We start from the raw sequence: 11,270 nt of genomic DNA on the forward strand, positions 1-11,270 counted from the left end.
CTTGAGGGCAGTAAGTCCCATTTCACGAGGAAAGTCGGGTACTGAGCAGGTCCGCGGCCCGCTCGCGCTCCAGCATCCCCCGCAGCGGCCCCTCGGCGGCGGCGAGCTCGGCGTACGAACCGCGTTGCACGGTCCTGCCCTCCCCCAGCACCACGATCTCGTCGACGGCGTCGAGCCCTTGCAGCCGGTGCGTGATCAGCAGCGTCGTCCGCCCCTCGGTGGCCCTCAGCAGATCCGCCGTCAGCGCGTCCGCCGTCGCCAGGTCGAGATGCTCGGCGGGCTCGTCGAGTACGAGTACGGGGAAGTCGGCGAGCAGCGCACGGGCCAGCGCCAGCCGCTGCCGCTGACCGCCGGAGAGCTGCGCGCCGTGCTCGCCGATGAGGGTGTCGAGGCCGTCGGGCAGTGTGTCGACCCACCTCAGCAGCCGGGCCTCGGCGAGCGCCTGCCGCAGTTCGTCCTCCGTCGCCTCCGTGCGCGCGAGCCTGAGGTTCTCCCGTAGGGAACTGTCGAAGAGGTGGGCGTCCTGCGCGCACAGCCCGACGAAGCGCCGGACCGTGTCCCCGTCGAGCGCCGCCGCGTCCACGCCTCCGATCGTGTACGTCCCCTCCCTGGCGTCCAGGAAGCGGAGCAGCACCTGCGCGAGGGTGGTCTTGCCCGAGCCGGAGGTCCCGACGACGGCGATGCGTCTCCCGGCGGTGAGCGTCAGATCGAAGCCGCCGAGCGCGTCCCGCTGCTGTCCGGCGTACCTGGCGCTCAGCCCCCGGACCTCGAGCGGGAACGCCGTCGCGGGCGGGGTGGCCGGTTGCTCCGGCTCGTGTACGGGGACGGGCGCGTCCAGCACTTCGTACACCCGCTCGGCGCTCCGCTTGACCCGCTGCCGGTACTGCACGGCCAGCGGAAGTCCGGTGACCGCCTCGAACGCGGCGAGGGGAGTGAGCACCACGACCGCCAGGGACACTCCGTCGAGCCGCCCGTCGCGTACCGCCTGCACTCCGGCGAACGCGGCGCACACGACGGTCAGTCCACAGGCCAGCGCGGAGAGCCCGCCGCCGAGCGCGGTGGCCGCGGCACCACGTGAGGCGATGCGTGTCAGCTGCCGGTCGGCCTCCCGTGTCCTTTCGACCCGCCCCTTCAGGGCTCCGGCGACGGCCAGTTCCGCCGTACCGCCGAGGAGGTCGACGACGCGGGTGGCCAGCGCCCCGCGCGCGGGGGCGAGTTGCCTTTCGGCCCGTCGCGCGAAGGCGCCGCTGATCAGCGGTACGGCGACTCCTGCGAAGAGCAGCCCGACCGCGAGTACGGCCCCGGCCTCGGGCAGCAGCCACGCGGTGAATCCGACAGCGCCGGCTCCCACGACGACGGCCACGCCGGCGGGCGGCAGCCAGCGCAGCCAGTAGTCCTGCAGAGCGTCCACATCGGCGACGAGCCGCGACAGCAGATCCCCGCGCCGGGTCTGCCGCAGGCCGGCGGGCGCGATCCGCTCCAGCCTGCGGTAGACCGCCACCCGCATCTCGGCGAGCATCCGCAGTACGGCGTCGTGCGACACAAGACGCTCGGCGTACCGGAAGACGGCCCGCCCGATGCCGAAGGCGCGGGTCGCCGTCACGGCCACCATCAGGTACAGCACCGGCGGCTGTTCGGACGCCCGCGAAATCAGCCACCCGGAGACGGCCATGAGCCCAACGGCGGACGCCGCCGCGAGACTGCCGAGCAGCAGCGCGAGCCCGAGGCGGCCCCGTAGCTCTCCTGCGGCGCTCCGCACCCGCCCCAGCGCACCCCCACGTGCGGCCAACTCCAGTAGCCCGTCCGGCGTTTGAGGACCGGGGTCCGGGGCGGAGCCCCGGCTACGGGAAGGGGCGGGCAGGGGACCGCTCCGCGCAGCGGCACCCGCACCGTTCGCCGCACCCACACCCGCACCCACAAGCGCCCCGCCCACCGAAGCCGCCGCCGGCTCCAGCCGCACCACCCGGTCCGCCACCGCCAGCAGCGCCGGCCGATGGACGACCAGCAGCACCGTCCGCCCCGCCGCCAGCCGCCGCACCGCGTCGACGATGCCCGCCTCCGTCTCTCCGTCCAGCGCCGCCGTCGGCTCGTCGAGCAGCAGCAGCGGCCGGTCCGCGAGGAACGCCCGGGCCAGCGCGAGCCGTTGCCGCTGCCCGGCCGAGAGCCCCGCGCCGTCCTCGCCGAGCGGAGTGTCCACACCCTGGGGGAGTCCGGCCACGAAGCCGCATGCCCCCGCGTCCCGCAGCGCTTCCCGCACCGCCTCGTCATCGGCGTCAGGCCGCGCCAGCCGTACGTTCTCGGCGATCGTCCCCTCGAAGAGATGCGGCCGCTGCGGTACCCACGCGATCCGCTCGCGCCAGCGGTCCAGGTCGAGAGTCGCCAGATCAGTGCCGCCGACCCGCACCCGTCCCTCGGCCGGCTCCACGAAGCCCAGCAGCACATCCAGCAGAGTCGACTTCCCGACCCCGCTCGGCCCCACCAGTGCGACCGTCTCGCCGGGCTCCACCACCAGCGAGGCCGCCTCCAACGACGCCTCACTACGCCCCGCGTGACGGACGGTCACCCCATCGAGCTCCAGCAGGAGCGGGCCCGGCACCTCACTCCCACCGCCCACCCGCGGTTCGGTCTCCAGGACCTGGAAGATTTCCTCGGCGGCCGACAGCCCCTCCGCCGCCGCATGATACTGCGCCCCCACCTGCCGGATCGGCAGATACGCCTCGGGCGCGAGGATCAGAATCACCAGGCCCGTGTACAGATCCAGATCCCCGTGCACCAGCCGCATACCGATCCCGACGGCCACCAGCGCCACCGAGAGCGTCGACAGCAACTCCAGTGCGAACGACGAGAGGAACGCGATCCGCAGCGTCCGCACCGTCGCCTTGCGGTACTCCGAGGTGATGGACCGGATCGACTCCGCCTGTGCCTTCGCCCGCCCGAAGACCTTCAGGGTCGGCAGACCGGCCACCACATCCAGGAAGTGTCCCGAAAGACGGGACAGCAGCCGCCACTGGCGGTCCATCCGGGCCTGCGTGGCCCAGCCGATGAGCACCATGAACAGCGGAATCAGCGGCAGAGTCACCACGATGACCGCCGCCGAGACCCAGTCCTCGGTCACGATCCGCGCCAGCACCGCCACCGGCACCACCACCGCGAGCCCCAACTGCGGCAGATAGCGCGAGAAGTAGTCGTCGAGAGCGTCGACACCGCGGGTGGCGAGCGCGACCAGCGAACCGGTCCGCTGCCCGCTCAGCCATCCCGGTCCCAGCTCTGCAGCCCGCTCAAGGAGCCGCCCCCGCAGCTCCGACTTGACCGCCGCGCTCGCCCGGTGCGCCGCCAGTTCGGTCAGCCAGGAGACAACCGCCCGGCCGACCGCGACCGCTGCCAGCAGCGCCAGGGGTGTCCCAAGACCGGAGGTGGAGAGCCCCTGCTGGAACGCCCCCACCACCACTTCGGCGATCAGCATCGCCTGGGCGACGACCAGCGCCGCCCCGACCAGTCCGAGGAGCACCACCGCGATCAGGAAGTGCCGGGTGGCCCGGGCGTACCGGAGCAGACGCGGGTCGATCGGTTTCACGTGAAACATCCCCCACTAGTGGGCATCGACGATGTGGTGCGTACCGATCCGCTTGCGGAACACCCAGTACGTCCAGCCCTGGTAGAGCAGCACCAGCGGTGTGGCGATACCGGCGCACCAGGTCATGATCTTCAGCGTGTACGGGCTCGACGACGCGTTGGTGACCGTGAGGTTCCATTCCTCATTGAGCGAGGACGGCATGACGTTCGGGAAGAGCGTCAGGAACAGCATCGCGACCGCGGCCACGATCGTCACACCCGACAGCGCGAACGACCAGCCTTCGCGCCCCGCCGTGATCGCCCCAATCGCCCCGACGAGCGCCGCCACGGCGACGATCATGGCGATCAGGCTCTTGCCGTCACCGCGCGAGACCTGCGTCCAGATCAGGAAGCCGATCGCCAGTGCGGCCGTCAGCAGCCCCAGCTTCAGCGCCAGCCCACGCGCCCGGACCCTGATGTCCCCGACCGTCTTGAGCGCGGTGAACACCGCACCGTGGAAGGTGAACAGCGTCAGCGTGACCAGTCCGCCGAGAATCGCGTACGGGTTGAGCAGATCGAAGAGGTCGCCGACGTACTCCTTCTGTCCGTCGATCTTCACGCCGCGCACGATGTTGCCGAAGGCCACACCCCACAGCAGAGCCGGCAGCAGCGAGGTCCAGAAGATCGCGTGCTCCCAGTTGGTCTGCCACCGCGCCTCGTCCCGCTTGTGGCGGTACTCGAAGGCGACCCCGCGCACGATCAGGCAGACCAGGATGAGCAGCAGCGGCAGATAGAAGCCGGAGAAGAGAGTGGCGTACCACTCGGGGAAGGCGGCGAAGGTCGCACCACCGGCGGTCAGCAGCCAGACCTCATTACCGTCCCAGACGGGCCCGATGGTGTTGATCAGGACCCGTCGCTCGGTACGGTTCCGGGCCAGCAGTTTGGTCAGGACACCGACTCCGAAGTCGAAGCCCTCCAGGAAGAAGTAGCCGATCCACAGGACGGCGATGAGTACGAACCAGACGTCATGAAGTTCCATGCCTCAGCAGCTCCTCAGGGCCTCAGTACGAGAAGGCCATCGGCCGGTCGGCGTCACGGTCGTCGCCGCCGATCTTGGTGGGCGGGTTGAGGTCGGCCTCGGTCAGCTCGGGCGGTCCGGCCTTGACGTACTTCAGGAGCAGCTTGACCTCGATCACGGCGAGGACCGCGTAGAGCAGGGTGAAGACGATCATCGAGGTGAGCACCTCGCCCTGTGAGGCACTGGGGGAGACCGCGTCGCGGGTGCGCAGCACGCCGTAGACGACCCAGGGCTGACGGCCCATCTCGGTGAAGATCCAGCCCCAGGAGTTGGCGATCAGCGGGAAGCCCATCGTCCAGAGCGCGATGATCCAGTACCACTTGGTGAGCTTGGGGCTGAGCACCTTTTTCTTGAAGAGCACCAGATTCGGCACTTCATGCTCGCCCGTTCGCAGCCCCGGCGGCAGCATGAACTTCTTGCGGGTGAGCCAGAGCCCGATCAGCCCGATGGTGAGGGACGCCATGCCGAAGCCGATCATCCAGCGGAAGCCCCAGTAGGCGACGGGAATGTTGGGACGGTAGTCGCCGGGCCCGAACCTCTCCTGCTCGGACTTGTTGACGTCGTTGATGCCGGGGACGTACGAGGTGAAGTCGTCGTTGGCCAGGAACGACAGCAGTCCCGGGACCTCTATGGCGACCTTGTTGTGGCCCTTTTCGACATCGCCGTACGCGAAGATCGAGAAAGGCGCCGGCGCCTCCCCGTCCCACAGCGCCTCGGCGGCCGCCATCTTCATGGGCTGCTGCTTGAACATGACCTTGCCGAGCAGGTCACCGCTGACAGCGGTGAGCAGTCCGGCGATCACCACGGTGATCAGCCCGAGCCGCAGCGAGGTGCGCATCACCGGGATGTGCTTCTTGCGCGCCAGATGGAAGGCGGCGATGCCCACCATGAAGGCGCCGCCGACGAGGAAGGCGGCCGTCATGGTGTGGAAGAACTGCGTGAGCGCGGTGTTCTGGGTCAGCACGTGCCAGAAGTCGGTGAGCTCGGCCCGGCCCCGCTCCGTGTTGATCCGGTAGCCGACCGGATGCTGCATCCAGGAGTTGGCCGCCAGGATGAAGTACGCGGAGAGGACGGTGCCGATCGAGACCATCCAGATGCAGGCCAGATGGATCTTCTTGGGCAGCTTGTCCCAGCCGAAGATCCACAGTCCGACGAAGGTCGACTCGAAGAAGAAGGCGATCAGCGCCTCGAAGGCGAGCGGGGCGCCGAAGATGTCACCGACGAAGCGCGAGTAGTCGGACCAGTTCATGCCGAACTGGAACTCCTGGACGATGCCAGTGACCACACCCATGGCGATGTTGATCAGGAAGAGCTTGCCCCAGAATTTCGTGGCCTTGAGGTACTTCTCGTTCTCCGTGCGCACCCAGGCGGTCTGCAGGCCGGCGGTGAGCGCGGCGAGCGAGATCGTCAGGGGGACGAAGAGGAAGTGGTAGACGGTGGTAATGCCGAACTGCCATCGCGCCAAGGTCTCTGGCGCCAGAGCTACGTCCACGTCGTCTTCTCCTTACATCGCCGTGGTCACTGCGGCAGTTTGCCCCTTTAATCCCACTACTCACGGGAGAAACGGGAACGCGCTTGTGAACGCGTTCACATTCACAAGCAATTATGGCTCATACGAAATCCGCACCGTCGGGCGGGGGTACCCCGAGGGCACCCCTCCTCAAGGACTTCAACATCTCGTTGAATCCGCCGCATGCGGATACGGATCTCATGGCCCGCCGGGCAGCTGTCCGCGGCCCTCGAAGAAACCCCCACGAGCGTGGCGCTCATGGGGGCTCTGCCACTCTCCTCCACCGCCCGGACCTGGGCGAAGAGGTCTAGAACCTGGAGGCCCTAGAGCTCCTTGCGGAACGCCTCGGCCGTGTGCAGGAAGAGATCGTTGGCCTCGTCCTCGCCGATGGTGACCCGTACGCCCTCGCCCGCGAACGGCCGGACCACGACACCGGCCTTCTCGCAGACCGCAGCGAAGTCGACCGTACGTTCACCGAGGCGCAGCCAGACGAAATTCGCCTGGGTCTCCGGCACGGTCCAGCCCTGCTTGACCAGGCCCTCGTACACCCGCCCACGCTCGGAGACCAGTGATCCGACCCGGCCCATCAGTTCGTCCTCGGCCTGCAGCGAGGCGACCGCCGCGTCCTGGGCGAGCTGCGAGACACCGAAGGGGACCGCGGTCTTGCGCAGCGCCGCGGCCACCGGCTCATGGGCGACCGCAAAGCCGACCCGCAGCCCCGCCAGGCCGTACGCCTTGGAGAAGGTGCGCAGCACCGCCACATTGGGGCGGTCTCGGTAGATCTCGATGCCGTTCGGGACATCGACGTCGCGGACGAACTCGCAGTAGGCCTCGTCCAGCACCACCAGGACATCGGACGGCACCCGGTCGAGGAAGCGCTCCAGCTCGGCCCGGCGCACCACGGTGCCGGTCGGGTTGTTGGGGTTGCAGACGAAGATCAGCCGGGTCCGGTCGGTGACCGCCTCGGCCATCGCGTCCAGATCGTGCACATCACCGGAGGTCAGCGGCACCCTCACCGCCTTCGCCCCGCTGATCTGCGTGATGATCGGGTATGCCTCGAAGGACCGCCAGGCAAAGATGACCTCGTCGCCCGGGCCCGAGGTGGACTGCAGCAGCGACTGGGCAACACCCACCGAACCGGTGCCGGCGGCCAGATGCGACAGGGGCACCCCGAAACGGTCCGCGAGCTCGTTCATCAGGCCCGTGCAGGCCATGTCCGGGTAGCGATTGAAACCGTGAGCCGCGGCGATCGCGGTCTCCATCACACCCGGCAGCGGCGGATACGGGTTCTCGTTGGACGACAGCTTGTACGCGACCGGGCCGCCGGCCGCAGCCGGCTTGCCCGGCTTGTACGTGGGGATGCCGTCCAGCTCGGCGCGCAGCTTGGGGCTCGTCTCGCTCACCGCAGGTCCTCCTCGACCATCCGTACACAGCAGTACCACTCACCAATACTGCTCACCTTATGAGGATTCGCCGCCGCTGCGAATGGGGGCCCCGGGAAAGGGGGAGCGCCCCTCGCCCGGCGCGCGCCGGTAGCTCACTCCGTGGCGCGCATCCCCCGTACCGGTGAGTTGAGACCTCTTCGAAACATCGACCATTCGACAGGCCCATACCGCTCGAGGCGCGAGACGCCATGGGTTCACCGCTCAACTACCTTTATTTCCAAGGCAGTTGACCATGATAGGCCTTGCAGAAACGTGCCTGTCGACGAGTGAATATGCGACCGGCCCAACCGCCCACGCGAGCCCTACTATCGGCTCGCCATGACAGCAGCAGGGAAGCACCAGGTGAGCCGGACGGAGACATCCCGCCGGAGCAGCCGGCAAAGTCGGGCGGGCATCCGAGATGTGGCCGCCGCAGCCGGTGTCTCCATCACGACAGTCTCCGACGCACTCAACGGCAAGGGCCGGCTCCCGGACGCCACCCGCCGACATGTCCGCGAGGTCGCCGACCGGCTGGGCTACCGCCCATCGGCCGCGGCCCGCACGCTCCGTACCGGAAAGTCGGGCCTCATCGGCCTGACGGTGACGACGTACGGGGATGAACCCTTCACCTTCACCGAGTTCGCGTACTTCGCCGAAATGGCGAGAGCCGCGACCTCCGCCGCGCTCGCCCGCGGCTACGCACTTGTCATCCTGCCCGCCACCTCACGCCATGACGTCTGGTCGAACGTCGCCCTCGACGGCACCGTCGTCATCGACCCCTCCGACCACGACCCGGTCGTCACCGAACTCGTCCGCCAGGGCCTGCCCGTCGTCTCCGACGGCCGTCCGGCCGGCACGCTCCCGGTCACCGCCTGGGTCGACAACGACCACGAAGCCGCCGTCCTCGATCTGCTCGACCATCTCGCCGCCGCCGGCGCCCGCCGTATCGGCCTGCTCACCGGAAACACCACCGACACCTACACCCGGCTCTCCACCGAGGCGTATCTGCGCTGGTGCGAGCGCGTCGGCCAGGACCCGGTCTACGAGTCCTACCCCGCACACGATCCATGCGCAGGTGCCGTAGCCGCAGACCGGCTGCTCGCCCGCCCCGACCGGCCCGACGCCGTCTACGGGCTCTTCGACCCCAACGGCACCGACCTGCTCGCCGCCGCCCGGCGGTACGGCCTGCGCGTTCCCGACGATCTGCTGCTGGTCTGCTGCAGCGAGTCGACCGTGTACGCCACCACCGAACCGCCCATCACCACGCTCTCGCTCAAACCGCGCCGGATCGGCACGGCGGTCGTCCAGCTCCTCATCGATGCCATCGAAGGAATCAACGAGGACTGGCCGGTCGAGCAGGTAATACCGACCGAACTGATCGTCCGGACGTCCTCACAGCGCCGCCCTCCGCGAACGACTGTGAGCGCCCCGCGATCCCCTTCAGCGGACTAGACCTCCCTAATCGGTACGAATCAACCGGCGAACCAGGGGTGCGAACGGATTCACCACCCCTGGTGCGTCACACAGCGCGGAGCTCATTCCTATGATGGGCGCACGACACCGCGGACCACCCCGACCAGGCTGGGCCGAGAGGTGAACGGCGGCGCGACGGTGGTGGAGGGGTCGATGACTCAGGGGGCCGGTCAAGGACCCGTGGTGCGGACGGCGACGTTGCGTGATTTCCGCGTACCGCCTTACGCGCAGGTTCCCGTGCAGTCACAAGGTCAACAACAGCCTCACGCACAACAGTCCACGGAGTCGGACCATCCCGGCAGCGCCGTTCCGGAGGGCGAGGCGCCGGACGGCTACACGCCCACCGCGCGCGACCTCCCGGTGATCACCCGCGGCGGTCCCGGCGACACCGTCCAGGTGCAGGTCGATCCGGACGAGGCGCCCGCACCCGAAGGACTCGGCCCCCTCTATGTCGTCGGCGACGTCCACGGCTATCTCGACGAACTCCTCGCGGCGCTCTCCGAACAGGGACTCATCGACGCCGAAGGCCAGTGGGCCGCGGGCAACGCGCGCCTCTGGTTCCTCGGCGACTTCACCGACCGGGGCCCCGACGGCATCGGTGTCATCGACCTCGTGATGCGGCTCTCCGCCGAGGCCGCGGCCGCCGGCGGCTACTGCAAGGCCCTGATGGGCAACCACGAACTTCTGCTGCTCGGCGCCAGGCGCTTCGGCGACACCCCGGTCAACTCCGGTGCCGGCACCGCCACTTTCCAGGCAGCCTGGCTGCTCAACGGTGGCCAGAAATCCGACATGGACCGGCTGCAGGACGTTCATCTGCAGTGGATGGCGCGGCTCGACGCCATCGAGCTGGAGGACGGGCATCTGCTGATGCACTCCGACACCACCGCCTATCTCGAATACGGCGACTCGATCGAAGCGGTCAACGACACGGTCCGCGAGACCCTGACCCGCAATGACGCCGACGAGTGCTGGGACCTCTTCCGCAAGTTCACCAAGCGCTTCGCCTTCCGCGACGAGGGCGGCCCACAGGCCGTACGCGAACTGCTCTCCGCCTACGGCGGCGGGCGGGTGGTGCACGGCCACAGCCCCATTCCGTATCTGCTGGGCGAAGTAGGCACCGAGGACGGCGAGGACGGCGCGCGTCCGGTTGTCGAGGGCCCTCATGTGTACGCGGACGGGCTCGCGATCGCCATGGACGGCGGAGTGACCATGGCCGGAAAACTGCTTGTCGTCGAACTCCCCCTGCATAACTCAACCGACCCCGGGCAGGCGATTTAGCGAAACCCCCTGTCACGCCGTGCCGTAACCGCTCTACCATCGGCTTATCCGTAGCAGGCTCTCCTCCGTTTCTGCCCAACTGCCCGGTCAATGCGGGCAATCCGGCCCTACGGAGCATCGGGGGATGCACATGAACAGCGCTCCGCACCTGCTGACCGAGGATCGTGCCGAGTACGAGCGAATCCTCGACGACGCGCTGCGCAACGCCCATGACCGTCCGGATCTCGCCGCCGTGGGGCAGCGACTCAACGCCGAGCAACTCCGCACCATGGCTCTGAACGCGGCAGCGCTGATCACCACCGCCGCCGCGGCCGAGTACGAGCACTACGTAAAGGTCCGCGAGGAGCTGCGCACGCCCAGGCCCGCCGCTTCCGTGCGCAATTCCGTACTGGCACCTGCCGTGGGCGAGGCCGACGAGAGCGGTGCCGGGTTCGCCGCCGTCATAGCCGTACTGGCGCCCGTGCTCGCGGGCACCGCCGCGGTGATCTTCCTGCTGGTCGGCTACATCCTCAAGATGCTCAGCCCCACACCGTCCTTCGCGGACACCCTGCTCACCGCGGGCTGGTTCTTCGGAGCGGTCACGGCGGCCGGAATCCTGGTCGCCGCGGCCGGGCTGCTGATCACCGCCCTGCGCAACGGCGCGACGCAGGTCCCGGCCGAGGAAGCGGCCGGCGAGCCCGACGAAGTGGCCCGCGCCAAAGAGGCCTGGCGTCACGCCGTACTGGAACGCGGGCTGCTGCCCTTCCTACGGGCAGCCCTGGCCGATCCCAGCGCCGACCCCACCTCTGCGGACCCACCGCGCCATGTGAGCCATCTCCCGAAGATCGGCTACAGCGGCCCGGACTACTCCAGCCCGAGCGAGGGATCGACGGCGGGACAGCGTCCCACCTTCACCAGCCCGGACTTCACCAGCCCGGACTTCGGCGGCCCCGAGCACCAGCCGGAGTGACCACCG

At 68.9% G+C, this 11,270-nt stretch carries 7 protein-coding genes; 3 read left to right on the forward strand and 4 right to left on the reverse strand.

The features are described 5' to 3' along the window. Positions 1-22: 22 nt before the first annotated feature. From cydD to hisC, 4 genes are all read right to left on the reverse strand, one after another. On the reverse strand, positions 23-3,574 hold the full coding sequence (gene cydD, locus SLUN_RS19715) for a thiol reductant ABC exporter subunit CydD (protein ID WP_108150158.1): 3,552 nt from the start codon (positions 3,572-3,574) through the stop codon (positions 23-25). Positions 3,575-3,589: 15 nt separating this feature from the next. Next, positions 3,590-4,591 carry a cytochrome d ubiquinol oxidase subunit II gene (cydB, locus tag SLUN_RS19720; RefSeq protein ID WP_108150160.1) on the reverse strand — a complete coding sequence of 334 codons (1,002 nt, stop codon included), beginning with the start codon at positions 4,589-4,591 and terminating at the stop codon, positions 3,590-3,592. A 22-nt stretch (positions 4,592-4,613) separates the two neighbouring features. Continuing rightward, entirely contained in the window at positions 4,614-6,122 is a 1,509-nt protein-coding gene (locus tag SLUN_RS19725; RefSeq protein WP_108150162.1) for a cytochrome ubiquinol oxidase subunit I, read from the reverse strand. A 341-nt stretch (positions 6,123-6,463) separates the two neighbouring features. Beyond that, positions 6,464-7,543: a histidinol-phosphate transaminase gene (gene hisC / locus SLUN_RS19730; RefSeq protein ID WP_108150164.1), complete on the reverse strand. Its 1,080-nt coding sequence runs from the start codon at positions 7,541-7,543 to the stop codon at positions 6,464-6,466. A 360-nt stretch (positions 7,544-7,903) separates the two neighbouring features. On the opposite strand from hisC, the gene SLUN_RS19735 reads away from it, so the two are divergent. The 3 genes from SLUN_RS19735 (at position 7,904) to SLUN_RS19745 (ending at position 11,264) form a co-directional block, all read left to right on the forward strand. Beyond that, the gene (locus tag SLUN_RS19735) at positions 7,904-9,016 is read left to right on the forward strand and encodes a LacI family DNA-binding transcriptional regulator (RefSeq protein ID WP_108150166.1); all 1,113 of its coding nucleotides are present in this window, start codon (positions 7,904-7,906) and stop codon (positions 9,014-9,016) included. A gap of 159 nt (positions 9,017-9,175) precedes the next feature. After that, positions 9,176-10,315 carry a metallophosphoesterase gene (locus tag SLUN_RS19740; protein WP_257153928.1) on the forward strand — a complete coding sequence of 380 codons (1,140 nt, stop codon included), beginning with the start codon at positions 9,176-9,178 and terminating at the stop codon, positions 10,313-10,315. 124 nt (positions 10,316-10,439) lie between these two features. Further along, the gene (locus SLUN_RS19745; RefSeq protein ID WP_170146591.1) at positions 10,440-11,264 is read left to right on the forward strand and encodes a hypothetical protein; all 825 of its coding nucleotides are present in this window, start codon (positions 10,440-10,442) and stop codon (positions 11,262-11,264) included. The last annotated feature ends 6 nt before the right edge of the window (positions 11,265-11,270 follow it).

Source organism: Streptomyces lunaelactis (genome assembly GCF_003054555.1).
Taxonomy (GTDB): Bacteria; Actinomycetota; Actinomycetes; order Streptomycetales; family Streptomycetaceae; genus Streptomyces; species Streptomyces lunaelactis.